The sequence below is a fragment of the Aeromicrobium sp. JP4 genome (genome assembly GCF_054957925.1).
In genome coordinates, this window is the sequence record NZ_CM143290.1 from 3,456,210 (window position 1) to 3,480,050 (window position 23,841).

Annotated in this window: 28 protein-coding genes, 1 pseudogene and 1 other annotated feature; of the genes and pseudogenes, 12 read left to right on the plus strand and 17 right to left on the minus strand. The window is 66.7% G+C overall.

Annotation, left to right across the window (positions count from 1 at the left end):
• The first annotated feature begins 1,038 nt into the window (after window positions 1-1,038).
• From ACY1JX_RS17055 to paaI, 7 genes are all read left to right on the plus strand, one after another.
• Entirely contained in the window at window positions 1,039-2,226 is a 1,188-nt protein-coding gene (locus ACY1JX_RS17055) for an ABC transporter substrate-binding protein (protein ID WP_462564712.1), read from the plus strand.
• Between the two features lie 89 nt (window positions 2,227-2,315).
• Window positions 2,316-3,197, plus strand: coding sequence for a branched-chain amino acid ABC transporter permease (locus ACY1JX_RS17060; RefSeq protein WP_023647426.1), 882 nt, complete (start codon window positions 2,316-2,318; stop codon window positions 3,195-3,197).
• Entirely contained in the window at window positions 3,197-4,207 is a 1,011-nt protein-coding gene (locus ACY1JX_RS17065) for a branched-chain amino acid ABC transporter permease (protein WP_462564713.1), read from the plus strand. The genes ACY1JX_RS17060 and ACY1JX_RS17065 overlap by 1 nt, the downstream gene beginning before the upstream one ends.
• Entirely contained in the window at window positions 4,204-4,968 is a 765-nt protein-coding gene (locus tag ACY1JX_RS17070) for an ABC transporter ATP-binding protein (RefSeq protein ID WP_462564714.1), read from the plus strand. Before ACY1JX_RS17065 ends, ACY1JX_RS17070 begins: the two co-directional genes overlap by 4 nt.
• The gene (locus tag ACY1JX_RS17075; protein ID WP_462564715.1) at window positions 4,965-5,675 is read left to right on the plus strand and encodes an ABC transporter ATP-binding protein; all 711 of its coding nucleotides are present in this window, start codon (window positions 4,965-4,967) and stop codon (window positions 5,673-5,675) included. The genes ACY1JX_RS17070 and ACY1JX_RS17075 overlap by 4 nt, the downstream gene beginning before the upstream one ends.
• 210 nt (window positions 5,676-5,885) lie before the next feature.
• Complete coding sequence (locus tag ACY1JX_RS17080) at window positions 5,886-7,448, plus strand: class I adenylate-forming enzyme family protein (RefSeq protein WP_462564716.1); 1,563 nt, start codon at window positions 5,886-5,888, stop codon at window positions 7,446-7,448.
• A complete protein-coding gene (paaI, locus tag ACY1JX_RS17085; RefSeq protein ID WP_462564717.1) occupies window positions 7,445-7,909 on the plus strand; it encodes a hydroxyphenylacetyl-CoA thioesterase PaaI in 465 nt (154 codons plus the stop codon). The genes ACY1JX_RS17080 and paaI overlap by 4 nt, the downstream gene beginning before the upstream one ends.
• A 264-nt stretch (window positions 7,910-8,173) precedes the next feature.
• Here the strand turns inward: paaI and ACY1JX_RS17090 are convergent, their stop codons facing one another.
• The 6 genes from ACY1JX_RS17090 to paaA all read right to left on the minus strand — a co-directional run bounded on the left by ACY1JX_RS17090 (window position 8,174) and on the right by paaA (window position 12,804).
• A complete protein-coding gene (locus ACY1JX_RS17090; protein ID WP_462564718.1) occupies window positions 8,174-9,061 on the minus strand; it encodes an alpha/beta fold hydrolase in 888 nt (295 codons plus the stop codon).
• 105 nt (window positions 9,062-9,166) lie between these two features.
• Window positions 9,167-10,264, minus strand: a complete 1,098-nt coding sequence (locus ACY1JX_RS17095) for a 2Fe-2S iron-sulfur cluster-binding protein (protein WP_462564719.1) — start codon at window positions 10,262-10,264, stop codon at window positions 9,167-9,169.
• Window positions 10,261-10,815, minus strand: coding sequence for a 1,2-phenylacetyl-CoA epoxidase subunit PaaD (paaD, locus tag ACY1JX_RS17100; protein ID WP_462564720.1), 555 nt, complete (start codon window positions 10,813-10,815; stop codon window positions 10,261-10,263). The genes ACY1JX_RS17095 and paaD overlap by 4 nt, the downstream gene beginning before the upstream one ends.
• Window positions 10,809-11,588, minus strand: a complete 780-nt coding sequence (gene paaC, locus ACY1JX_RS17105; RefSeq protein ID WP_462564721.1) for a 1,2-phenylacetyl-CoA epoxidase subunit PaaC — start codon at window positions 11,586-11,588, stop codon at window positions 10,809-10,811. The genes paaD and paaC overlap by 7 nt, the downstream gene beginning before the upstream one ends.
• Window positions 11,585-11,869, minus strand: coding sequence for a 1,2-phenylacetyl-CoA epoxidase subunit PaaB (gene paaB, locus ACY1JX_RS17110; protein WP_462564722.1), 285 nt, complete (start codon window positions 11,867-11,869; stop codon window positions 11,585-11,587). The genes paaC and paaB overlap by 4 nt, the downstream gene beginning before the upstream one ends.
• Window positions 11,869-12,804 carry a 1,2-phenylacetyl-CoA epoxidase subunit PaaA gene (paaA, locus tag ACY1JX_RS17115; RefSeq protein WP_462564723.1) on the minus strand — a complete coding sequence of 312 codons (936 nt, stop codon included), beginning with the start codon at window positions 12,802-12,804 and terminating at the stop codon, window positions 11,869-11,871. Before paaA ends, paaB begins: the two co-directional genes overlap by 1 nt.
• Before the next feature lie 160 nt (window positions 12,805-12,964).
• On the opposite strand from paaA, the gene ACY1JX_RS17120 reads away from it, so the two are divergent.
• The gene (locus tag ACY1JX_RS17120) at window positions 12,965-13,531 is read left to right on the plus strand and encodes a TetR/AcrR family transcriptional regulator (protein WP_462564724.1); all 567 of its coding nucleotides are present in this window, start codon (window positions 12,965-12,967) and stop codon (window positions 13,529-13,531) included.
• A 310-nt stretch (window positions 13,532-13,841) separates the two neighbouring features.
• Here the strand turns inward: ACY1JX_RS17120 and ACY1JX_RS17125 are convergent, their stop codons facing one another.
• The 7 genes and pseudogenes from ACY1JX_RS17125 to ACY1JX_RS17155 all read right to left on the minus strand — a co-directional run bounded on the left by ACY1JX_RS17125 (window position 13,842) and on the right by ACY1JX_RS17155 (window position 17,049).
• Window positions 13,842-14,096 (minus strand): IS3 family transposase, encoded by a 255-nt coding sequence (locus tag ACY1JX_RS17125; protein ID WP_462564704.1) that lies wholly within the window; start codon window positions 14,094-14,096, stop codon window positions 13,842-13,844.
• Between the two features lie 22 nt (window positions 14,097-14,118).
• On the minus strand, window positions 14,119-15,081 hold the full coding sequence (locus tag ACY1JX_RS17130; protein WP_462564703.1) for a transposase: 963 nt from the start codon (window positions 15,079-15,081) through the stop codon (window positions 14,119-14,121).
• 293 nt (window positions 15,082-15,374) lie between these two features.
• The gene (locus ACY1JX_RS17135) at window positions 15,375-16,109 is read right to left on the minus strand and encodes an IS3 family transposase (RefSeq protein WP_462564725.1); all 735 of its coding nucleotides are present in this window, start codon (window positions 16,107-16,109) and stop codon (window positions 15,375-15,377) included.
• Window positions 16,023-16,151 (minus strand) — a sequence feature (AL1L pseudoknot). (Overlaps the previous gene by 87 nt.)
• The gene (locus ACY1JX_RS17140; RefSeq protein ID WP_462564702.1) at window positions 16,112-16,237 is read right to left on the minus strand and encodes a hypothetical protein; all 126 of its coding nucleotides are present in this window, start codon (window positions 16,235-16,237) and stop codon (window positions 16,112-16,114) included. (Overlaps the previous feature by 40 nt.)
• A gap of 42 nt (window positions 16,238-16,279) precedes the next feature.
• Complete coding sequence (locus ACY1JX_RS17145; RefSeq protein WP_462564701.1) at window positions 16,280-16,429, minus strand: hypothetical protein; 150 nt, start codon at window positions 16,427-16,429, stop codon at window positions 16,280-16,282.
• A 170-nt stretch (window positions 16,430-16,599) separates the two neighbouring features.
• Window positions 16,600-16,769: pseudogene (locus ACY1JX_RS17150) on the minus strand (FAD-dependent oxidoreductase); the annotation flags it as partial.
• Window positions 16,770-16,857: 88 nt separating this feature from the next.
• On the minus strand, window positions 16,858-17,049 hold the full coding sequence (locus ACY1JX_RS17155) for a WS/DGAT domain-containing protein (protein WP_462564726.1): 192 nt from the start codon (window positions 17,047-17,049) through the stop codon (window positions 16,858-16,860).
• 79 nt (window positions 17,050-17,128) lie between these two features.
• Here ACY1JX_RS17155 and ACY1JX_RS17160 point away from each other — a divergent pair, with 79 nt between their 5' ends.
• A complete protein-coding gene (locus ACY1JX_RS17160) occupies window positions 17,129-17,290 on the plus strand; it encodes a hypothetical protein (protein ID WP_462564727.1) in 162 nt (53 codons plus the stop codon).
• A 135-nt stretch (window positions 17,291-17,425) separates the two neighbouring features.
• Here the strand turns inward: ACY1JX_RS17160 and ACY1JX_RS17165 are convergent, their stop codons facing one another.
• Window positions 17,426-18,547 (minus strand): acyl-CoA dehydrogenase family protein, encoded by a 1,122-nt coding sequence (locus ACY1JX_RS17165; RefSeq protein ID WP_462564728.1) that lies wholly within the window; start codon window positions 18,545-18,547, stop codon window positions 17,426-17,428.
• A gap of 181 nt (window positions 18,548-18,728) precedes the next feature.
• Between ACY1JX_RS17165 and ACY1JX_RS17170 the strand changes: the two genes are divergently transcribed.
• Window positions 18,729-19,385: a TetR/AcrR family transcriptional regulator gene (locus tag ACY1JX_RS17170; protein WP_462564729.1), complete on the plus strand. Its 657-nt coding sequence runs from the start codon at window positions 18,729-18,731 to the stop codon at window positions 19,383-19,385.
• A gap of 1 nt (window position 19,386) precedes the next feature.
• On the opposite strand, the gene ACY1JX_RS17175 is transcribed toward ACY1JX_RS17170, so the two are convergent.
• On the minus strand, window positions 19,387-19,956 hold the full coding sequence (locus tag ACY1JX_RS17175; RefSeq protein ID WP_462564730.1) for a PaaI family thioesterase: 570 nt from the start codon (window positions 19,954-19,956) through the stop codon (window positions 19,387-19,389).
• Window positions 19,957-20,056: 100 nt separating this feature from the next.
• Between ACY1JX_RS17175 and ACY1JX_RS17180 the strand changes: the two genes are divergently transcribed.
• A complete protein-coding gene (locus ACY1JX_RS17180; RefSeq protein ID WP_462564731.1) occupies window positions 20,057-20,764 on the plus strand; it encodes a lysophospholipid acyltransferase family protein in 708 nt (235 codons plus the stop codon).
• A 9-nt stretch (window positions 20,765-20,773) separates the two neighbouring features.
• Here ACY1JX_RS17180 and ACY1JX_RS17185 read toward each other — a convergent pair whose 3' ends face one another.
• Window positions 20,774-21,445: a transglutaminase-like domain-containing protein gene (locus ACY1JX_RS17185; protein WP_462564732.1), complete on the minus strand. Its 672-nt coding sequence runs from the start codon at window positions 21,443-21,445 to the stop codon at window positions 20,774-20,776.
• On the minus strand, window positions 21,445-22,521 hold the full coding sequence (locus ACY1JX_RS17190; RefSeq protein ID WP_462564733.1) for a BtrH N-terminal domain-containing protein: 1,077 nt from the start codon (window positions 22,519-22,521) through the stop codon (window positions 21,445-21,447). The genes ACY1JX_RS17185 and ACY1JX_RS17190 overlap by 1 nt, the downstream gene beginning before the upstream one ends.
• A 123-nt stretch (window positions 22,522-22,644) precedes the next feature.
• Here ACY1JX_RS17190 and ACY1JX_RS17195 point away from each other — a divergent pair, with 123 nt between their 5' ends.
• A complete protein-coding gene (locus tag ACY1JX_RS17195; protein WP_462564734.1) occupies window positions 22,645-23,271 on the plus strand; it encodes a TetR family transcriptional regulator in 627 nt (208 codons plus the stop codon).
• The last annotated feature ends 570 nt before the right edge of the window (window positions 23,272-23,841 follow it).

Sequence of the window (23,841 nt, forward strand, 5' to 3'; positions counted from 1 at the left end):
CTCTTCAGTCGGGGCCTGGTGGGAACCTGGTTTCGTGCGGCCGGACATGTCGACGTCGATCGCGATCACGGCTGCGTCAACCGTCCACGCGACTTCATGTTCAGCATGAAGGTGATCACGCAGCGATCGCCGGTCGAGCGTTCCAACATCAGCGGGCGACACGACGGCGGTTGAAGGTGCGACGGGATGATCGTGCGGTGCTATCGGGGGCAACGATAGACCTCTCAATGTTCGTCAAGGCCGTCCCTCCAGGAGGGAGTTGGTCCGAGCTCTGTCGAACCGCCGGCAACCCGATGCGATCAGCGCGAGGTTTCGAGGCCCGGAGGGCGATGGCGACTCGGTCGACCTTCGCATTGATGGAGGGGTCGACGGTGCCGTTGAGCTGCAGGATTTTTGCGCGCACCACGCTTGCGGGTGCGAATCAAGCGACTTTGGATATATCTGACATGTCGTCAACGCTATGGCGTCGATGGGACATCGGGTGCGCACAATGGGTGATGGCGGGCCGCCTAGAATCACGGAGCGACGACCCGCAGGTCGACGCCGGCGGCGGAGCCGATTGCGTGGAGCGCGGGCGGCCAAGAATCGGATGGCCGGGAAGGGAAGACAGGCATCAGATGCCGCCGGCCGCAGGCGGGTCCGTCCACCTGGATGTCGCGCGGGCCCGGAAATCGAGGAGGCCACGAGCAAGGCACGCAACCCCGAGTTCTCGTTCATTGACGTTCGAGTGCCCGTTGCGACCTAACCGTCAGCGCATCGCGATTGCCCAGGCACACCTAATGGCGTAGGTGCTCACGCGACAGCGCCCTACGGGCTGTTGTATTTTCTCGGTCGCCTGATGGCGACCGGCGACCGGACGTATGGTGACCCTTGACACATTAGGAGACCCCGGGCATCATTAACCGACCGTTCGGTTAGGTCGTTGCGGAGTCGATGGCGCTGGTACCAAAGCGGCATGCGACCGCGTGACGACCCATGAGGCAGGAGTTCACCTTGCGTACACAGATTTCTTCAAGAGGGCCACGGGGAGGAAAGCTCGTGCCCGTCGGGCTGCTCCTCCTGACGCTATCGATCGCAGCGGCCTGCGGCGGGGCGGACCAGTCTGAGGGCGACGGAGTCTTCAAGTTCGGCGTCATTGTCGAGGAGACTGGTAATGCCTCGGTGTTTTCTGAGCCTACGAAGCAGGGGTATCAAGTCGCGCTCGACGAGTTGAACGCACGCGCCAGTGGTGACGTGACATTCGAAGCGGTGACTTGCGATGGAGCCAGCAATCCCCAGAAAACGATCGCCTGTTACGAACGCCTTGTCGACCGTGAGGACGTAGATGCGGTCGTCGGCCCGACCATCTCGGCCTCGGTCATCGCCATCGACCCCCTGGTGCGCCAGTCCGGCAAGATCCTCTACTACCTTGGCGGCGGCTACGGGGAGCGCGACATGGGCGGAAACCCAACCATGTTCGGCGCTCTCTCGACAACCGAGGACGTCATGTCGGGGATCTTCGCCTGGGGTAAAGAGCAGGGTTACTCCGACGCATACGTGATCAATACCGCCGACGCGACCGGCAACGATTGTCGCGAGTTCCTCGAACTTCCCGAGTACGAGGACGCCCGCGTGCTTGAGGTGCTCGGTCGGGACGAGATGGCTATCGACGCCCAGTCGGCCGCCACACAGATGGCCAAGGTACCGGAAGACGCGGACATGGTCGTCCTCTGCGCGACCGGCGGAGCGGGCATCGTGATGGCCGCGTCCTATGAGCAGGCCGGCCTGGAGATGCCTGCGGTCGCCCTCCACTCGCAGGCCCTGCCCGCCGTGGAGCAGGGCATGCAGGGTGCGGTCTCCAACGACAAGCTGTATGTGGCCGGCTTCTGTCCGCTTGCTGCAGCCACGGATGAGCTGCCGGAGGGCTACGCCTGCAGCGAGGCCACTGCGGCGTTCACCGAAGCGCTGCGGGCCAAGTTCCCAGGCGAGGAGCCGAGCTTCGCCTCGGCCGCCACCTACGACGCCCTCACGCAGATCGGCAGCGCTGTGCTCGAGGAGGGGCGCGGCACGGATCAGATCGTCAGTTGGTTCGAAAGTCAAGATGCTTTGCCGGGCGCCAACGGCATATACAATTTCGGACCGGAACAGCACCGCGGCATGGGTCCGGAATCGATCATCATGGGCATCTACCGGGACGGCCGGTTCCACTTGGACTCGATGCTGGACATGCCCGAAGGTGAATCGTGATCCAGGGCACGGCGGCGCCTCTTCGGCGACACCTTGTCGCGCGCGGCCATTTCCTGCCTCAGCGACCCACCTGTCGAGATTGAGAGCGTATGGAGTTCCTGCTCACCGTCCTTCTCTCGGGCGTTCAGAACGGTCTGCTATACGCACTGGTGGGACTGGCTTTTGTCCTCATCTTCCGCGTTACCGGGACGATCAACCTCGCTCTAGGCGAGAGCGCAGTGCTGGGCGCGCTGTTGGGCTACACCCTCGTAGTCAGCCTTGGCCTACCGTTGTGGACCGGCCTCCTGGGCGTCGCCGTAGCGGGCGGCGCCATCGGCGCGGCCACGGATATGCTGCTCATTCGACGTATGCGCAGTCGGTCGCCGCTGCGGGTGCTCGTGCTGTCCTTCGGGCTTGCGTTAGTACTGCAGAACCTGTGGAAGCTTTTCTGGTCCACCGACATCTACTCTCTGCCCCAGTTCCCTGGCGTGCCGAAGGTCTTCACTGTGTTCTTCGATCGCAGCGTCGTGCCGGGCCAGGCCTTGTACGTGACGCTGCTTGCCGCGGTGGTCTTCGGCGCTTGGGCATTCGTTCTGTGGAGGACCGCCGTCGGGCGGGACATGCGTGCAGTGAGCTCGGACGCCGAAGTGGCCACCGCGGTCGGCATCAATGCCCGCCGCACGGTCACAGGCGCCCACGGGATTGCTTTCATGTTGGTCGCGGTAGTCGGGTTCGTCGTCTCACCCGTGCTGTTCCTGAACTACGCCGGTGGAACCTTGCTCGCGGTCAAGGGCCTGGTCGCCACGCTAGTCGGCGGCATTCACAGGCCGTTCGGCGCCTTAGTGGGGGGGCTACTCCTCGGGATTGCCGAGGCGGCCACCGCCGGCTACTACTCAGTCGACTGGAAGGACGTGTCGGTCTTCGGGCTGCTAATTCTCGTCCTGCTCGTCCGGCCCAACGGAATCCTCGCCTCTTCTAAGGAGCAGCACTGATGCTCGCCCCAGGCGCTTGGCGCGTCTTCACCGGCGTCTTGGTCACTGGCGCCCTTCTCTACGCACTGCTTGTCCCAGTGCTCGGGCAGACCTACAACCTCAAGACGCTGACCGTCATCCCGGCCTTCGGTCTCGCCACGGTAGGACTAGCACTGATCTTCGGCATCACACACCAATTACAGTTGGGGCACGCCGCCTTTTTCGCCGGCGGCGCCTACGGTTACGCCATCCTGGCTGGACCCGAGCCGGGTCTGCCTCCGTGGCTGGCAGCCGTTGTGGCCGTCACTGCGGTCGGCGTGGTGGCGGGGCTGCTCGGCCGGGTCCTACTGCGCTTAGCTGGCTTCTTCTTTGCCGTTGCGACGCTCGGGCTTGGATTGATCGTAGAGAGTGTGATTTTCGCACTCCGGGAGATCACGGGCGGGGACGACGGGTTGACCGTTACACCCTTGTCGGTAGGCGGCGTCGCGGCGGACACGCCGGAGAATGCGTATGCGCTCGCATGGGTAGCGCTAGCTGTCGGGCTCGCCTTGGCCTGGAACATCCGCGGTTCGCGCACCGGTCGAGCCGCTGGCTCCATCGGCTTGGACGAGAAGATGGCCGCTGCTCAGGCCGTCGACGTCGTGCGGGTCAAGCGTCAAATGTTCGTGCTGTCCGCGGTCTTCGCGGCAGTAGGCGGAATCATCTTCGCGTCGACGGTGCGGTTCATCACCCCTGAGCTCAGTTCGCTATCGCTGACCCTCGAGTTCATCGTCGCTGTAGTGCTCGGCGGGATGGGTGCGCTGGTCTGGCCGGTCGTTGCGGTGGGCGGGTTCGAGTGGTTGCCGATCGCGTTCGAGAATGTGGAGGAGAACGTGGGCCTGGTGTTCGGTGGGCTTCTCATCGTGCTGATGATCGTGCAGTCCGAAGAGCCCGCGCGGCCAGCCAACAGGTTGCGCCGGGCTCTCATGACGCGCCCGACGAACCTCTGGTCGGTCGGCCGACGCCTCATCGGGCGGAGGTCCGCGCGGTGAAGCAGTTGGAGTTGACCGAGATCGGGATGGACTACGGTGGGGTTCGTGCCCTTGATGACGTGACCCTGTGCTTCCGCGTTGGTGCCATCACCAGCCTGGTCGGCCCGAACGGTGCGGGGAAGTCGAGTTTGCTCGACATCGCGTCAGGACTGCAGCGCCCAACGCGAGGGCGCGGGCGGGCTGACGACAGTGACCTCCCGCTTGGACGCCCGCACAGCGTCGCTCGACTTGGCATTCGGCGCTCGTTCCAAACGAGCCGGGTGATGCCGGGCCGCACTGTGCAGGACAACGTCCTCCTCGGAACGCATGGCCGGGTCCGCCTCGGATTCCTGCAGGACATGCTAGGCACGCCGTCCCAGCGTCGCCTGGAGCGGGAGATGAACGAGGCGGCCATGGAAGCCGTCGCCACCGTAGGCTTGACGGATGTGCGGGACCGCCTCGCGGGATCGCTGTCCTACGGTCAGTTACGGCTCATGGAGATAGCCCGGGCGCTCGCCGGGCGACCCGAGTTACTGCTCCTCGACGAGCCGGCCGCTGGACTCAACTCGCGCGAGGCCGACCGGCTTGGTGACCTGCTGCTGCGCTTGGTCAGCGAGCACGGCATGGGCATCGTGCTGGTGGAACACAACCTCGGCCTCGTCCGCCGAATATCCGACCAAATGTACGTGCTGAACTTAGGTCGGCTGATCGCAGGGGGGGCTCCTGACAATGTCACCCGCGACCCTGTCGTCATCGCAGCTTACACAGGAGGCACGATATGACCCTCCGCATCACCAGCATGGCCTGTGGCTACCGTGGCCGGCCTGTGCTCGAGGACGTCGACGTGGCGATCGAGCCCGGCGAGATCGTCGCGGTGCTTGGACCGAATGGCGTCGGAAAGTCGACCCTCATGAAGTCGATCATGGGGGTCCTGCCGAGCCTGGCGGGCCGCCTGGAACTGGCGGGCGAGGACCTCACATCGACTTCAGCTCTAACCCGATCTCGCCGTGGGATCGCTTGGGTGCCGGAGGGTCGCCGGCTGTTCGCATCGTTGAGCGTGCGGGAGAACCTGCTGGTCAGCGCCCGCGGAATCAACGCTGCGGCCGTGCGTAAGCGACTGGACCGAGTGTCGGAGCTGTTCCCTGAGCTGATGACGTTCCTCGACCGACCGGCCTGGGCACTCTCCGGCGGGCAGCAACAGATGGTAGCCATCGGCCGCGGGCTCATGTCAGATCCTAAGATTTTGCTCCTGGATGAGCCCTCGCTGGGGCTCGCGCCGCTGATGGTCAGGGACCTGTTTCGAGCGTTGGATGCCTTGCGCGGCGGCGACATGGGGGTGCTTCTCGTGGAGCAGAACGTTAAGGCCGGGCTGTCTATCGCCGACCTCGGCGTGGTGTTGGAACGAGGCCGGATCAGCATGGTCGGAACTCCCGAGCTACTGCTGGCGAACGACGCGATCGTGCGCTCGTACCTGTCGGACAGCGCGTGAGCCGGGGCAGCATCCCCGATGCTCGGCGCGAGACGCGGGGCGGCGCTGCACAGAAATGCAACTGGCCACCCGAGCCAATGGCGGGATCTTCCTCGCGGTTGCAGTTCTGCGTACCGGTAGTCTGCCGACCGGCCGCGATGAAACCAGTCGACAGTAGACATGAACTCCTGTCCCGACCGGGACCAAACCGCAACGTGAAAGGGTAGCTCGATGCTTCTGCGGGACTATTTGGCGGCTCAGGCGCGGACCTGGCCGGAACGGACAGCGTACGTTTCCGGCGAGAGCCGGTGCACCTGGGGAGAGACCGTTGACAGGGTCGGTCGGCTGTCCGCAGCCCTGGCCGCACTCGGGGTTCACCAAGGCGACGTAGTTGCAACCCTCGGCAGGGACGGCCTTCCAACCGTGGAGGTGTGGTTCGGCGCCGCGACCACCGGTGCGATCCGCACCTCTATCAACTGGCGCTACTCGGCGCGCGAAGTTGAGCATATCCTCCGTGACGCGCGGGTGTCCGCACTGGTGGTCGAGGGGGGTAGTCCCGAGGAGCTCCTGAGCCAGGTCGATCTGACGAACCTGCCGGACTTGCGGCGGATCATCGGTTACGGCGAGCATACCCAAGAACTGGACTATGAGGCCCTGCTGGCGGAGCACGCACCATTAGTCTCGGAGGACTGGCCGGACATCGCGGAAGAGGACGCGATCGCGATCCACTACACCACTGGATCGACGGGGTTACCCAAGGGCGTGGTCTGGAGCCAACGATCGGTCGTGGCGGCCCAACTCAACACATGGTTACAGAGCGGAGCGCGCACTGATGACGTGTTCCTGCACTGTCTGCCGGCCGCGGGCGTGCCGATCCTGTTGGCGACGTGGAACGTCTTCGTCGGCGGCACCATCGTGCTGATGCCTCAGTTCTCGGCTGACGAGGCGCTGCGGCTAATCGAAGCAGAGCGGGTCACCACCACATTGCTGGTGCCCACGATGATGCTCGACATCCTCGACCACCCAGATCGGCCAGCGACCGATATCTCGAGCCTACGGATGATCATGTACGGCTCGGCCCCGGCCTCGCCGGCGTTGGTCCGCTGGGCAATCGACGAGTTCGGGTGTGCGCTCCAACAGTGGTACGGGTCGACCGAGGGTGTCGGCGGTTGGTTCGCGATGCTCCACGACGGCGACCATCGCTGGGCCCTCGAACACGACCCCGGTTTGTTGCAGTCCTGCGGGCGGCCAACGCTGCACACGGAACTTCGCATCGTCGACGAGCAGGGCGACACGTCGCCTCCCGGCGACATCGGTGAGATCATCGTACGGTCCGAGGCGGTCATGACCGAGTACCTCGGCATGCCCGCCGAGACATCAGAGGCGCTGCCCGGCGGGGGGTGGCTCAAGACTGGGGATCTCGGCCGGCTCGACGAGCGCGGCTATCTGTACCTCGTCGACCGCAAGAAGTTCTTGATCATCACCGGCGCGTACAACGTCTACCCAGTCGTCGTCGAGAACGTCCTAGCCGAGCACCCAGCCGTGCGGGAGGTGTCGGTCGTTGGTGCCCCGGATGACCGCTGGGGGGAGGTCGTCGTCGCCGTCGTAGTCGTTCAGAGCGAGGTTGCGGAGGAAGAGCTGAGGCGCTTCTGCCGGGACCGGCTGGCCACCTTCGAGGTGCCCAAGCGAATTGTCTTCGTCGACCAAATGCCTCGTGGCGCCACGGGCAAGCTGCTCAAGCGCGAGATCCGCGATTGGTTCCGAGAGCCGGGGGCGGCGGTTGAGGTCCCATGATGTCGTCGATGGGTGGGGAAACACCATTGAAGGACGCTGACGCCGTGTTGCGGGCACAGCAGCAGGCCGCCGCGATGCAGAAGGGGGATGCGGTCAGCCGCAGCCTCAACATCAGGGTCAGTGAGGTAGCCCCGGGACTCGCTACGACACACATGCTAGTGACCACGTCGATGGTCAACGGCCACGGCATCTGCCACGGTGGCTACCTGTTCATGCTGGCTGACACGGCCTTCGCCTACGCCTGCAACACACACGGTGTCCCGGTGGTGGGCGCCGGTGCCGATGTGACTTTCCTCGCGCCGGCCCGGGAGGGCGAGGAACTCGTAGCCACTGCGACCGAGCGCGCTCTGCGCGGCCGCAGTGGCGTATACGACGTCACCGTTCGGCGCGGGACTGAAGTCTTAGTGGAGTTCCGAGGCCGCAGTCGCTCCTTGCCAGAGCCTGTCAAGTTGTCTGTGTAGGTTGCGGATTCCAATCATCTCCAGATGGACTCCGGAAGTCTGCCTGGGTAGGCGATCACGAGTGCGTTGAGGGGCTGGGTCCAGCCCTGGATCAGGGCACTCGCGACGAGCGCCGGGTGCGGTCCGCTTCCCCTGGGCAGACCCTTCTGCTTGGCGCTGTCGGACTCGTTTGTGTTCGATGTCACGGATCGCGAGCCAGAGCTGCTTGATCCCGCGGGGCAGTCGCTCCGCGCCGCGTCTCCTCAGGCTCGGCGGAGAGGTGGGTCATGAAGGCCTCCGCCGACCTCTACCGGCTGAGCCCTTGGCAGGCCTAGCTCGGACGATCGACGACACGAACGGCAGCACGCTGGTGGTGAAGACGTCGTTGTCGTCGCCCACCACCATGTGTCCCGAGGAGACCTCGACCAGCGTCGCCGTAGGCACCCGGGCCAAGAAGTCCTGCGCCGCCTCAGGTGTTACCACGTCCGAGTCGGTGCCCCGGACAAGGAGGGTCGGGATCGTGAGCTTCTCCGCAGCTGCGTCGAGACGGTCCGTCAGCGACGTCTGGGTCGGGTCGCTGCCCTGGTCCAGGAATGCCGGATCCCAGTGCCAGTACCAGCGCCCATCCTGACCCTGACGGACGTTCTTGTGCAAGCCTTCGAGCCGGCGCTTGCGGGGTCGTGGGTTGTACTCGTTGATCGCCTCGGCAACCTCGTCGAGGCTGGCGAACCCGTCGGTGTGGCGTCGCATGAACTCCAGGACGCGGTGTGCCCCGCCGCGTGACGCATGGGGCGCCACGTCCACCAGGACGAGCCCGCTGGCGGGTGCACCGAACTCGCCGGCCGCGAGCAGCGCTGACAGGCCCCCGAGCGAGGCGCCCAGCACCACGGGTGGGGTCGCGAAGGTCTCCAGCGCCGTGGCCAGGTCCCTCGCGAAGGTCTCGAGGCCGTAGTCGCCGTCCGGCGCCCTGTCGCTGTCGCCGTGGCCGCGGGCGTCGTAGGTGGTGATGTCGGCGCCGGCTGTGGACAGTCGTGCCGCGGCCGCGTCCCAGGAGTGTCGTGTCTGGCCCCCGCCGTGCAGCATCAGCAGCGGAGGGAGGGTCGGTGTCGTCGGGCTCCACCGATTGCCGACGAGACGGTTCCCGTGGATACCGGTGAAGGCCAGGCCCGTCATCGCGACGGGCCCTGTCGACTCATGGTGCGTGGTGGCCAAAGTCGGCTCCTGGTGAGAAGGGTCCGATCACGGTTTGGACCGACACTCGTCCGGCGGTCGTCGCTGTCACAGGAACTCGAGGCTCACACGTTCGGAGGTCGGTCGCGCCTGACAGGTCAGCACGATGCCGTCGTCGATCTCCGAGGAGTCCAGTGCCCACGTCGACTCCATCTCCACGGTTCCGGAGATGGTCCGCGCCTTGCATGTGCCGCAGATCCCGTTGCGGCACGAGAACGGCGCGTCAGCGCGCTGCGCGAGCACGCCGTCGAGGATCGAGCCGGTAAGGTCTCGGCCGGTGAGCACGGTACGGCTCCCGTTCAACAGGACCTCGACCTGCGTGCCTTGGTCGGACGCGGAGAGGTCTCGCCGGGCGAGTGGGCGGCCGGCGTGGAAGAGCTCGCGATGGATCCGCAGCGGGTCGACGTCGCGTGACAGCAGCACCGTCTCCACGGCGCTCATCGCCTCCAGCGGACCGCACAGGAACCAATCGTCGACCTCGGCGGGATCCACGAAGGCGGCCAGCAGCGATGCGGTCCGGTCCTGGTCGATCCGGCCGTTCTGCAACGGCACGATCCGCTCCTCACGGGAGAAGACCTGGATGACATGAAGCCGGTCGAGGTACCTGTCCTTGAGCGAGGCGATCTCGTCGAGGAACATCGTGCTGGACGCGCTGCGATTGCCCAGGATGAGGGTGGCTCGGGCGTGCGAGGTGGTCGCCAGGTGTGTCGCGACCATGGACAGCGTCGGAGTGATGCCGCTGCCGACGGCGACCATAGCGACGTGGTCGGGCGCCCGATCCGCGAGCGATCGGCCGAAGCTGCCCGCCGGCGTGGAGACCTCGACGACGTCGCCGACCCGGAGTTCAGACGTGATCCACGTCGAGACGACACCGTCGGTGATGCGGCGTACGCCGATCCGGATGTCGCCCGAACCCTCGGGCGCGCAGATCGAGTAGGTCCGTCGGTGCTCCACCCCGTCGACGGATCGACGGACGATCACGTGCTGGCCGGCCGTGAACCGGTATCCCGCGGCGAGCGACGTGGGGATCGCGAAGGTCACGGCCACCGCATCGTCGGTCAGCGTCTCGATCGACGCGACGGCCAGGGGATGGAAGGTGGCGGTGCTGCTACCGGGCGCTGGGGCCGCGTCGACGGTGTCGATCATGAGGTCTTCCTGACAGGGGAGGTGGCGGCGACCGTCTTGAAGGCCTCGTACGTCTCGTGGCACGACCGGCACCGGTGCAAGGACTTGCAGGCCGACGATCCGAACCACGAGACCGTCTCGGTCTCGGTGGAGGCGCAGACGGGGCAGGGGACGTCGACGTCGAGCAGGACGTCGTCGGTGCGAGTCGACAGCAGAGGCACGAACACCGCTCCGGAGGCTGCGCGCTCCGACGGCGGAGAGATGCCGCCGGCCTGGAGCAGCTCGCGGCCGCGCTCGGTCACCCAATCGCTCGTCCACGGCGGATGGGCTCGTCGCATGACCCTGGGGTCGCGGTGGCCGTGGGCCGTGAGGGCGACCTCGATGTCGTGGCAGATGGCCTCGAAGGCCGGGCACGCGCCATAGGTCGGTGTCACCTCCACGACGATCCGGCCGTCCTCACACCTGACGTCGCGGACCAGGCCCAGGTCACCGATCGTGATGTCACCCAGCTCCGGGTCGAGGACGGACTCCACCACGCGCCGTGCCTGCGCCGTCGCTGTCGTGCTCACCATGTCGCACCCGGATGCGCGCGGTGCAGGTACTGCATCTCGGCGAGCAGGCTGGTGAACGACTCGAGGTGGTTTCCCTGGCGACCCTGCGGCCCCGCGGGCGCCACCAGCTCGGGAAGCGCGAGACCGAGACCGGCCAGCTCGGCGTACAACCGGGCCGTCCAGGCGGCACCGACCCGCGCGTGGTCCGGGACGACGCCTGCGTCGGTGAGGTCCGTCACGAGGGTGTCGGTGACCAGCAATTCGCCCAGGTGGGGCCAGACGGCGGCGAACCCCTTCTCCAGACGCACGGCGCTCTCCTGGGTTCCGCCCGCCAGCCGTGCGGCCCACGTGGTGGCGTACCTGAGGTGGTAACGGCACTCGCGCTTGGCGCCGGATCCGAATTCGGCCAGGACCGCCTCGTCCGAGGCAGCCCAGGCGCCGTAGAGCTCGGTCTCCCACAGGGCGATGCACACGAGCTTCGCCACGGTCTGGCCGAAGTCGCCGTTCGGCAGCTCGAGCACCCGGGCATTGGAGAACTCCATCTCGGAGCGCCCGAACGCCAGGTCGTCCTCGGTCCTGCCCTGACCCTCGCGCTCGCCCACCGTGGTGAGGAGCGTGCGCGCATGGCCGATGTGGTCCAGAGCGATGTTGAGCAGGGCGACGTCATCCTCGATCCGCGGTGCGCGTGCCACCCACTCGCACAGGCGCTGGCCGTGCACGAGGCTGTCGTCGGCGTAGCGAAGGAGGTACGACGTGAGTGCCTGCTCCGTGGTGAGCGTGGGTGCGGCGTTCACAGGTTCAGCCCGTCCGGAACGTGATAGTGCGAGGCGTGGCGGTACGGCTTGGTGGCCGCCGTCTCGAAGAACTCACTGCGCTCCGCAGGGTCGGAGGCGGCAATGTCGGTCGAACGCACCGCCCAGATGCTGACTCCCTCGCTGCGGCGGGTGTAGAGGTCTCGCGCACTGAGCACGGCGATCTCGGCGTCAGGAGCGCGCAGGCTCCCGACGTGCACGTGCGACAGCCCCCGCGCGGGGCGGACGAAGACTTCCCACAGCGGCTCGGTGTACGTGGACATCAGCTGGCCTCCCTCGACGCCATCATGCGGTCGTCGTAGGCCTGCATCGCCTCGCGGACCCACGCGCCGTCCTGGTGCGCTGCGCGGCGGTGCTCGCGGCGCTGGGTGGCGTAGGGGCCTTCGCCGCGCAGGTTCGCCGTAAACTCCTCGAGATCCATCAGCGTGAAGTCGTAGTGCCCGTCGTCGCGGAGCTTGAGAGCAGGGTCGGGGATGGTCAGACCGAGCACGTCGGCCTGCGCGGCAGCCATGTCGACGAAGCGCTGACGCAGCTCGTCGTTGGTGTAGCGCTTGATGCCCCACCTCATGGAGTCGGCAGTGCGCGGCGATGCGTCGTCGGGCGGGCCGAACAGCATGAGCGCCGGCCACCACCATCTGTTCAGCGCGTCCTGAGCCATCTGCCGCTGCTGCGGCGTACCCGCGACCAGTGCCTGCATCGCCTCGAACCCCTGCCGTTGGTGGAAGCTCTCCTCCTTGCACACCCGCACCATGGCTCGGGCGTACGGCCCGTAGGAGCACCGGGCGAGAGGAACCTGGTTGACGATGGCGGCGCCGTCGCCGAGCCAGCCCATCGCGGCGACGTCTCCCCAGGTGGGCATGCCGTAGTCGAAGCTCATGGCGTACTTGTGCCGGCCCGAATGCAGGCCCTCCAACATCTCGGCCCGATCGGTGCCCAAGGTCTCGGCTGCTCCGTACAGGTACAGGCCGTGCCCGGCCTCGTCCTGGACCTTCGCCAGCAAGATGGCCTTGCGCCGCAGGCTCGGTGCGCGGGTGATCCACCCGCCCTCGGGCTGCATTCCGATGATCTCGGAGTGGGCGTGCTGGGCGATCTGCCTGCTCAGCGACGCCCGGTACTTGTCAGGCATCCAGTCAGAAGGCTCGATCTGCCCACCCGTCCGGACGATCTCCTCGAACATCTCTTCCTCAGTCACGGTCATGCGCTGTACCCCTTACCGATTGGTAAGTCAGATTACCGCATGGGGGATTCGGCGCGCAACACCACAACTCTGTTAAGGTCGGGAGATGTCGTCAAAGGCCCGAGGCGCAGCGTCCTCCAGGTCACGAGATCCCCTCCGCAAGACCCTCGATGCGAACGCCGTGGCGACCACCGCCTTCGAGCTGTTCAGTCGCCAGGGATACGACGCGACCTCGCTGGACCAGGTGGCCTCGGCGCTCGGTGTCTCCAAAGCGGCGATCTACTACCACCACGCCGGCAAGGAGGCCATCCTCCGGCACGGCCTCGACGCCGCCATGGGGGCGTTGGAGTCGATGCTCCAGGAGGGCGTGTTCCAGTCCACCGAGACTCCGCCGCTGGAGCGCTTCGCCTATCTGGTGCGTCGCGGGTGTCAGATCGGGCTGGACCACAAGGCGACGGTCGAGGTCCTGCTTCGACTCAAGGGGAACTCTGAGCTCGAGCGGTCCCTGCTCAAGCGTCGGCGTGCCTTCGACGCCGCGGCGGCCGCCATCTTGAGGGAGGCCGTCACGACAGGCGACCTGCAGGAGGGCAGCAACCCGACGTTGCTGGCGAGCTTGTCGATCGGCGTAATCAACACGCTGGTGGAGTGGTACCGGCCCGAGCGGGCGATTCCGGCGGGCGAGTTGGCCGAGGTCGTGGTGCGGTTCGTGATGAGCGGTCTGCCGCGCACCGGAGTCGAACGGATCTAGGGCATGTCTGACAGATGTCGGGTCCAGGCGATGGCTGCGTTGAGGACCCAGCGAATTAGGTTGAGGACCACAGCGAATTAGGGAACCGCTGATTATCGAGGGTCCCTCGGGCGCCGGACGAAAATCGCGGCCAGTGGCGGCCTCGGGTGGTCTGATCGGCCCAGTTCCGGCCTCTGATCGGCCGTTCTGGGCGGTTTTGGGCAGGCTTCCGCCTGGCCGTCACCCCATCAGGGCAACGGCACGACCCCGCATCAGCCAGTTCGCCGACGCAGACAACATGTGAATCGCCCCGGGTTTGCTGGAGGCTCGTTTAGTTGGTTCCGGCCTCGATGAGGACGGGTGTTTCAGCGTAGTGCTGGTCGCCGTGTCGGGCCCAGTGGTTGGTCTCGAACTCGGCTGGTGGGACGTGTCCGATCTCGCCGTGCAGACGACGGTGGTTGAACCAGTCGATGTATTCAGCCACTGCGATCTCGACGTCTCGCACGGACTTCCAGCCGCCGGCCGGCCGCATGACGGGGTTGCGGATGCACTCGGCCTTGAACAGCGAGTTCAGCGCCTCAGCCATCGCGTTGATGCTCCTATATCCGTCAAGCAGCGTTCGGGAGGCTCTGACGGGCGTCGCGGATGGGGCGCATTGCCGCCCAGAGCTCGCGGGCGAGGAGCCGTTTGAGGCAGCGGATGATCTCGGCTTTGGTCTTGCCTTCTGCGGTCCTTCTGGCGACGTAAGCCTTGGTCGGTTCGTGGTGCTGCATCCGCACGATCACGACCCGGTAGAGCGCTGCGTTGGCCTGGCGGTGACCACCACGGTTGAGCCGGTGCCGTGTCGTCATTCCCGACGATGCCGGGATTGGTGCGACGCCACAGAGTCTGGCGAACGCGGCTTCGGACCGGACTCGTTCGGGGTTGTCGCCGGCCACGATGAGCATTTCCGCGGCGGTGTCAGGACCGACGGCGAATGCCTTCGCCAACTCGGGGGCAGCCGAGGAGGTGAGGTCGGTCAAGATCTTCTCGTGCTCGACGATCTCGGCGTTGAGTTGCTGCCAACGTCGGGCAATCGCGCGCAGCGTGTGCTTCGTGGCAGCAGCAACGGTGGTGACGCGCCCCGGACGCAGGCCGGCGCAGCGGTTGATCAACGCCATCTTCGACAACGGTTGCAGCTCTTGGCGCAGGGTGTCGGGCGCATTCACGATGACCTGTTTGAGGCTGATCATCGCTGACGTTCGAGCCTTGACGGCGATGTCCTTGGCGACCTTGACCTGCCGGATCATCTCGACCACGCCATCGGCGGACTTCGGGACCGCAGTGGCCAAGCCGGCGAGAACTGCTTTGGCGGCATTCTCAGCATCGATGGTGTCGGACTTCCCGCGCAGCCGTCGGTCACGCCGGTCGGTGCGGACTACTTCCATTGCGCCGATCCCGCGGCGGCGGACCGCGCCAGCCAGGCCTGCGCCATACGATCCTGTGCCTTCGATCCCGAAGATCAGTTTCCCGCCGAACGAGGCCGCCCAGTTGGGCATAGCCGCCAGCATCGGCGACAAAGGATCGGTCATCCAAGACGGTGCCAAGGTCATCGATCGCGACCGCGACGTGGACGTACTTGTGGGTGTCGACACCGACAACGACTCGACGGTGCGACGGAACCTGCTGCATGCTCATAGTGCTTGCCCTTCCAACCGGTGAGTGACGCTGGCCGGTCGGGTGGACGGGACTGTGATGAGACTGTTGCGATCAGGCTCCTATGAGGTCACGCCCGCCCGGCCAGCACCATGGATGAAGCGCCTCCTGGCGGACGACAGATCAACAGCCAGGACACCCAGACTTCGGGGTCAGTCGTCAGCAAGAGTCAGGCCGCCAGGAGACGATCGACAGTCTCACAGTCATACGAATCGCCCTTGGAACCGACCGACGCGACGGCCTCTGCCTCAGCGAGCCGCTCGGTGTAGCGAACCGCTCGATACTGGACTCCGCGGTCCGAGTGATGCGTCAGACCGGTGACGTCTTGGCCGGCCCGTTGCCGGGCCCAGAGGCCCATGTCGAGCGCGTCGAGGGCCAAGTCGGTGCGCATGTGGGTCGAGACCTGCCAGCCCACGACCATCCGGGAGAACACGTCCAGGACGAACGCGGCATAAACCCATCCGGAGTGTGTGCGGATGTAGGTAATGTCCGCGACCCACAACTGATTCGGTGCCTTGGCGACGAACTCACGATCGACCAGATCAACTGGCCGTTCGGTCTCAGCGCCGTCGCTGATCGTGGTCCGGCGGGACTTCTCCCGCGGGATCCCGCGCAGACCTTCGGACCGCATCAGCCGTTCGACGGTGCAGCGAGCCACCGTCACACCTCGGCGGACCAACTCGGCGTGGATCTTCCTGACCCCGTAGACACCGATGTTGTCGGTGTGCGCCTTGCGGATCAGCGGCACCAGCTCGGCGTCCCTGACCGCCCGGGCCGACGGCCGGCGGGTAGGGCTGAGACGAGCCCTGACCGTGGACGGAGCGATCTGCGCGGCCGTGTCCTTCAAGGCCTCACAGATCGGCTCGACTCCGTGCTCGTCACGACGCTGCGCGACGAACTCCACGATCACTTCGACGGGCGGTCGAGCTCCGCCGCAAAGAAAGCCGACGCCTGCTTCAAGATCGTGTTCGCCCGTCGCAGCTCGCGATTCTCACGCTCCAGATCGGCGATCCGCTGCGAGTCATCGGTCATGGTCCCTGGCCGGACCCCACCATCGATCTCAGCCTGCTTGACCTACGTTCGCAGAGCCTCGGGATGAACACCCAGCTGATCACCGATCCGCTTGAACGCCCCGATCTTCGAACTCGGATCCTGACGGGCCTCGACCGCCATGCGCGTCGCCCGCTCCTTCAGCTCAAGGCTGTACTTCCTCTGTGCTGCCATGACTCTCATCCTTCACTGGATTGAGAGCCTCCGGGAAACCCGGGGCGATTCAGCTGGACCAGTACCCTCTGGCTCTGCTGGCACGACCAAATGCCCGGCAACCTCGACCTACGCGGCCGACTCAACGCCCTCCTCCCAGAGGCCGCTTGACGTTGGGCTATGAGCGACTGCACGAACCGACGGGTGTCCCAGGACGAGGCGGGCAGGTCGTCGGTGTCGTAGCGCTTGCCCGCTTCGAGCACCCCGACGCGCGGTATCCCTTCTCCGCCAAACGCATGGCGGTTACCGAGCCGCCGAAGCCGGAGCCGATGACCAGCACGTCGTAGTGGGTCGAGGTCATGGGATGTGGATCCTTCGGTGAGGGGTTCGACGCGAGCGGCGCAGCGGACCGGCAGTTCCGCCGATCTGACGGATCTGCGTGCAGGCAGTCAGCTGCTTCCGGCGTACGAGAGCAGGGTGAGGTTGAGGGTGGCGGCGTCGAGCTGCGGCGATGCCGGGTTCATACCCCCGAGACGGCTGCCGCGGAAGAAGGAGTCCTCCGTCGGGCTGGGGACGTCGCCGACGACGAGGTTGAAGCTGAAGGGATCGGGCAGCAGAGCGCCGACGGATGCGAGATCCACGTGGGTCACCATCGAAGCCAGGAGCAGCGAGGCGTAACTGACGGCCGCGAGCTGACCAACTGTGCAGCGTCATCTCGGTGTGACTGTCGATCAGGGCGTGGTGCATCTTGATGAACATGGCGAAACCGACGTCATCGAGCCGTTCGATGCGGTGCATCTTGGTTCTCGGGCTCTCGGCGGGGAGGAACACGCGGCAGACGAAGTCGACTCGCTGGCTCATGTCACTCCTTTCAGACGATGAATGTCGAGGCTGTCACGTCGGTGGAGTGGGCGTCTTGTGCTCTCGCCCAACGCGGAGGCTCCCGTCGGGGCTCGGCGCACAACACCCGGCCCGCCGGCTCCCGCTCCGGCGGTGCCGCCGGAGCGGGGTCAGTCCTCACAGGGACCGGCTGATGATCTCCTTCATGATCTCGGAGGTGCCGGCGTAGATCTGCGAGACGCGCATGTCGGCCCAGATGCGGGCGATGGGGTACTCGTTCATGTACCCGTAGCCGCCGTGCAGCTGGAGGCAGGTGTCGGCGACGCGCTGCGCTCGTTCGGAGCACCACAGCTTCGCCATGGCGGCGGTTGGGATGTCCAGACCCTCGCCGACGTGGAGCTGGATGCACTCGTCCACGAAGGACCGTGCCACGCGAGCTTCTGTGGCGACCTCTGCCATTTTGAACTTGGTGTTCTGGAACCCCCAGATCGGCCGTCCGAAGGCGCTTCGGTCGCGCACGTAGGCCAGTGTCTCGGCCAGGCAGAACTCCATGGCAGCGACGTTGGAGACCGCGACGAGCAGCCGTTCCTGGGGGAGCTGCTGCATGAGCTGCACGAAGCCCTGGCCCTCGGTGAGGCCCAGCAGGTTGGTGGCCGGGACGCGGACGTTGTCGAAGAAAAGCTCCGAGGTGTCCTGTCCCTTCATCCCGATCTTGTCGAGCACCCGACCGCGGGAGAAGCCCTCCGCGTTGGCGGGGACGAGCATCAGTGAGATGCCGGCGGCGCGGTCGTCCGGATCGGTCTTGACCACGGTGAGCACCAGGTCGGCCTGCGAGCCGTTGGTGATGAAGGTCTTTGAGCCGCTGACGACGTACTCGTCACCTTCGCGCACTGCCTTGGTCTTGATGTTCTGCAGGTCCGAGCCGGTCCCGGGCTCGGTCATCGCGATCGCGCCGACGACCTCTCCGGACGCCATCTTGGGCGGCCACTGCTGTTTCTGCTCCTCGGTGCCGTAGCCGACCAGGTAGTGGGCGACGATCCCGTTGTGCAGAGACGCCCCCCAAGAGCTGTCGCCGACCCGTGCCTGCTCCTCGATCAAGATGGCCTCGTGGGCGAAGGTGCCGCCGCCGCCGCCGTACTCCTCGGGGATCGACAGGCAGAGCAGACCGACGTCACCAGCGCGGTTCCACAGTTGCCTGTCGACGTGCTTGTCGGCGATGAAGGTCTCGATGTGCGGCTTGATCTCCTTCTCGCAGAACGTGCGCGCAAGGTCACGGACGTCGTCGAGGTCGTCGTCCATCCAAGGGAGCGGCGAGTGGTCACGGGGAGCCTCCAGCGATCGGGTACAAGGTGTACCCAATTGGACCATGATGCGGGTGCTGGGTACAAGGTGTCCCATTGTGCGCCGCCCGACATCGTCTGGGCCGGCCCTCGGCGCCCCCCGGCGTAGGCTGCGGTCTGTGGTCGAGGTAGGGCGATGGGTGGATTCCACGGTGCGGCGCCGGTCTTCCCGCGATGATGAGGTCCGCGACCGCCGGCGGCGTCACGTGGCCAACGCTGCTCTGCAGGTCGTCGATGAGGCGGGCGCGCACGCCGGGACGGCACTGATCGCCGAGCGGGCTGGGATCCCGAGGCCGCACGTCTACCGCTATTTCGCCAGCCGCGAGGATCTCGACGACGAGGTGGTCCGCCTCGCCGCGCAGGACCTCATTCACCGGGTCCGCCCGCACCTGGCTCGGCGGGGAACACCCGCACAGGTCGTCGAGGGGCTGGTGCACGCCTGCGCGACCTGGGCCGATGTCCATCCCCATCTTTACCGCTTCCTGGCGGCTCGGGGGCAGAGTCGGGCCCTGCACCGCGCTCGGATGGGTCGTTCGCGTCTGCTGGATGAGATCGCCGCAGCGGCTCGGGGGTACACCAATTCGGGGGACGAGTCGTTCCCTGAGGGCATCCTGGTTGGCGTGATGGGTATGGTCGACGCCACAGTCATCTGGTGGCTCGACCAGCGTGACGAGACCCTGGACCTGATGGTGGGGCGTCTCTCGCGCCACGTCACCCTGGTGCTTCAGGACGCCCTGGCCGCCCACGGCATCCACCTCGACCCGGCGGTCGAGCTGGAGCCCTTCGTCGGCGAGTGAGTCAGGAGCGCTTCGCGGGACTGCCCTGTTCGAAGTGCTCGACGTCAACGATGACGAACGTCGCGTGCGCTGTCGCGACCTGTCGGCCGCTCTCGTCCGCGGCTGCAGCGTTCACGTGGAGCCGCCGTCCTGCCCGGTCCCGGACATGCGCGGTGAACTCGTAATCCACCCCCAGCAGTACCGGACGGAGGTACTCCACGGTCAGCGACCTCGTCACGGCGAGTTCGCCGACGCGGTAGAGGAGGAACCCGAACAGGTCGTCGAAGGCGGCGGCGACCAGGCCGCCGTGGGTGATCCCCGGTGCCCCCTCCTGGCGATGGTCGAAGCGGTGCACGGCGCTCACGCCGTGCTCGGTGGCGTCGACCTCCAGGGCGAGGCCGGCGGGGTTCTCTTTGCCGCATCCCGCGCAGATGGGGGAGTGCGAGGGCAGGCGGCCCACCGCCGTCGGCGCGGGCCGCGACATGGACCGGATCCATGCATCCAGCGTCGACGTCGTGCCCCCGTCGAGACGCATCTCGCGGCCCGGGGTAGGGGGCTCGGTGTCGTGGTCGCCTACCAGCGCATCGCTCATCGGGGGCTCCTCGGGCTCCAGGACCACAGTGCATCGAAACATCCTTGCATGTTTGTCCTCACGAGAGACGAAACGGCCATAGATGTCTACAGTGGCTGAGATGCGAACGACCTCGACCGTCCAGCGCCGCCCGATCCATAACGACCGACGTGGCCTCGCCTGGTGGCTGGCGGTGGCGGTTTGCAAGCCAATCCTGGTGGTGCTGCGTCGCCCGGACTGGCGCGGGGTTGCGGGCATCCCCCGGGTGGGCGGAGCGGTGCTGGCCGCCAACCACGTCTCGCACCTCGACCCGTTGCTGGTCGCGGAGATGGTGCTGGCCGAGGGGCGGGTGCCGCGGTTCCTGGCCAAGGACAGCCTCTTCAGCGGGCCGGTCGTGGGCAGGTGGTTCCGTGCTGCCGGCCACGTCGAGGTCGACCGCGTCGCGGGACGCGCGGGGTACGACAACGCTGTGAGCGCGGCGCGCGACGGGCGGCTCCTCCTGGTGTACCCCGAGGGTTCCATCACCAAGCGGGAGGACGGTCTGCCGATGACGATGAAGTCGGGGGCGGTGCGGATCGCTCTGGAGGCATCGGTACCGCTCGTGCCGGTGGCCCAGTGGGGGGCACAGGAGATCCTGCCCGCCTACAGTGGGCAGTTGCGCTGGGGGTGGCGGCGGCGGGTGAGCGTGCTCGTCGGACCGCCGATCCCGCTGGACGACCTGCGGGACCTGGAGTCTGCCCGTGCCATCGAGGTGGGTCGTCGACGGCTCGAGGACACCCTCTCCGCGATGGTGTGCGAGCTGAGCGGAGCCGACATGCTGCCGCAGTGAGTTGGGCGTTCACGCCCGGAAGCGGGGATCCTGGGGGCGCGGGGTGTCGGAGCCGCGCACCATGGCGGGACCGTAGGTGTGCAACAGCGTCGCCATGAGCTCGTCGAACGGCAGGTCCACGAACATGCCTCGTTCGCGGACGTACTCCATGTGACGTCGGCCGGCGCCGTCGGCTGCGTGGAGCAACGCATCCCGCGACCCGTCGAACTCCAACGGAGGTACGCCAAAGCGACGGCACAGCCCGGAGTTGAAGGCCGGCGACCCTTTGCGCCACTGGCCGTCGACGTACACCGCGCTCCACCCGTGGAACACGAACAGATCGGTCCCCATCAGCTCCAGCAGAGCCGCGCTGTTGAGGTGATTGCGCACGTCGGAGAACCCGAGTACGGCCGGGATTCCCGCAGCGCGCAGGCTCGCGGTGAGGAGCACCGCCTTGGGCACGCACCACGTAGGGCCACCGTCGAGGATCGCGCTGGCGTGGTAGTCCCGGGGCTCGGCGGTGACGCTGTAGGGGTCGTATCGGAGTCGGTCGCGGACCACCGCGAACAGCAGCGCGATCCGCTCTCGCGGATCGCGGACACCCCGCACGACAGACTCGGTGAAGTCGCGGACTTCGGGGTGGTTGCTGTCGACGAACCGGCTCGGGTCGAGGGCCTCCCGTGGGTCGAGCTCGCCCCTCATCAGGCGCCGGTCCGGAGGTCCTGGCGCGCCCCCGCGATCTCGAGGGCGGTGACGAGGTCCCGCTCGAGCGAGGGGAGTACGGCGGCCGAGCGAGCTGCCTGCTCGACGCGTCCTCGTGCTGGGCCGTCCTGACGGGCCAGCGACGCGACCAGTGACCATGTCTCCGCGCACAGGTGCGCGGCGGCGGCAACCTCGCTCGCCCGCGCGTCCCCGGTCAGGCGCGCGATGTCGGCGGCGCCGCTGGACAGCAGTCGGCGGAACAGCCCGCCGCCGGTGCCGGCCTTCTCGACGAAGGCGCTGAGTCCTTGGAGGACCAGGTCCAGGACATCGTCCGGGAAGACTTCCGGCCAGTCAGCGAGGTCCTCGGCGAAGAGGTCGACGGCGGCCAGCCCGGTGGCCCCGACCGCCGAATCCCTCCCGGTGACGATAGAGCTGCCGGTGGAGGTGGTCATCGCAGCCGCCGCCTGGGCGAACGCCGCCTGCGCGATCTCGGACAGGTCGGGCAGCCGGTCGGGCCAGGCGATGTCGAAGTAGGTGTGACGCGTCGGGACCGGGAACCCCTGGGAGGACCGGGCTCGGGCCAGTGCCGGGTAGGGCACGAGCTGCACCTCGTCCCGGTCGTTGTCGACGACGTGCGCGACCTGCTGCTCGTCGTCGTAACCGATGACGACGATGTCGTGGCGACTCATCTGCAGGCGTACGCGGAGGTAGGGAAGCTCCGCGATGTCGGCCCACACCAAGGCGGGACGGCCGTCTCGTACGGCGTCGCGCACCCACGCCCAGCCCTCCTGCGGGTCATCCGTCGCATGCACGGAGACCTCGGCGCCCAGCCGCGTCGGGAGGTCCGTCTCCAGGTCGCCTCCCCGCCCCACGAGGTATACCGGTGGCATGAGTGCCGCGTCCCTGACGTAGGAGAGATCCAAGGCGCCGCTTAGGGCAAAGACGAGGCCCTCGTCAGGGGGGCCCTCCCAACCGAGTCCGGCCCACTCCAGGAGGTCCCGCATGGCCCCGGAGCCGCAGTGCCCGCCGCGTCGGTGCGGGTACTTGACCACTTCAGTGTCGCTCGAGTTGACCATGAGACTTCTTCCTGAAGACAACTAGTGATTTTTGTTCAAACCTAAGGCACCGCGCCAAAAATGTCATGACGCGGCCCATCTGACGCGTGTCCGCAGTCGGACATTGTCGATACTCTGTCCACCGTGTCGTCCCCCTCCATGCGAGAGCGCTACCGCGAGCACGTTCGTGCAGCGGTGCTCGAGACTGCCCACGACCTGATCGCTGAGCGGGGCTGGGAGCGGGTGCGCATGGGCGAGATCGCCGAGGCGGTCGGCGTCTCGCGCGCACTGCTGTACAAGGAGTTCGGCGACAAGCCCGGTTTGGGGGAAGCCGTCGTCCTGAGGGAGGCGGCGCGCTTCATCGAGGGCATCGAGAACGTGCTCGCGCATCACGGCTCCGACGCTTCAAGCGGCCTCGCGGCGTCGGTGGGCTTCGTGCTGGAGGAAGCCGAGAACAGTCCCCTGCTCAGAGCGGTCCTGATCTCCAACCGCGATTCCCCACCACCCGCGACGGGCATCCTCCCCCTCCTCACCACGTCTGCGCAGCTGTTGGAGCTCGCCTCCGGCTCCCTGGCCCGGTGGCTCACCTCCCACGTGGCCGGTTTGCGGGCGGATGAGGTGTCAGACGCCGCCGAAGCCCTGGTGCGGCTCACCGTGAGCCACCTCGCCCTACCGACCAGGTCCCGGGCGGACACCGCCCGGAAGATCACTGAGGTGGGACTCAGGTTCCTCGGGCTTCCCATCACGCCGGAGCAGGGAATCGCGACGTGACGGTTGCTCAGGTGGCGGGATCGCCGGCGACCCCGAGGACCAGTAGCTGGTGAATGGCACGGTCGCGTCCAGGGTGGCCCGGGGACTCGCTGCTGCCGCGGTTTCGCCTAGTGCGCGGCTGAGGCTGTTCTCCGGTGGTGCGGCGGGCCGCCAGCAGTCCCTCGGGGATCAGCTCTGCAAGTGAATCGCCTGGCCTGGTGGAGGTTCTGGGGTGCCCCGGGATCTGTCGTGATTGAGAGCCATGGCAGCGCCCAGGCGCACCACGACAAGCCTCGGGAAGCGCGCTACCCGGATGGCGGACGATGCGCGGAGGAGCCCGGTTATCTATGTCGTAAGTGACTGCCTGTCCCATGCTGACCTGCACAAACGTCGGCGACTCTCGACTATTTGTACCACGCTTGCAACGAACGCTGGCGCGTCGCCCGCGCCGGGAGGCTCGGCCGAAACGGTTCGAGCCCATGTCGTCGATGCACGGTGCGCAGCGGACCAGCAACCCGCTACTGCGACTGGGTACGCCCTTCCGTCTAGCGGGCGAGGGATCATCAGCGCATCCGGCCTGCGCAAGCGGCA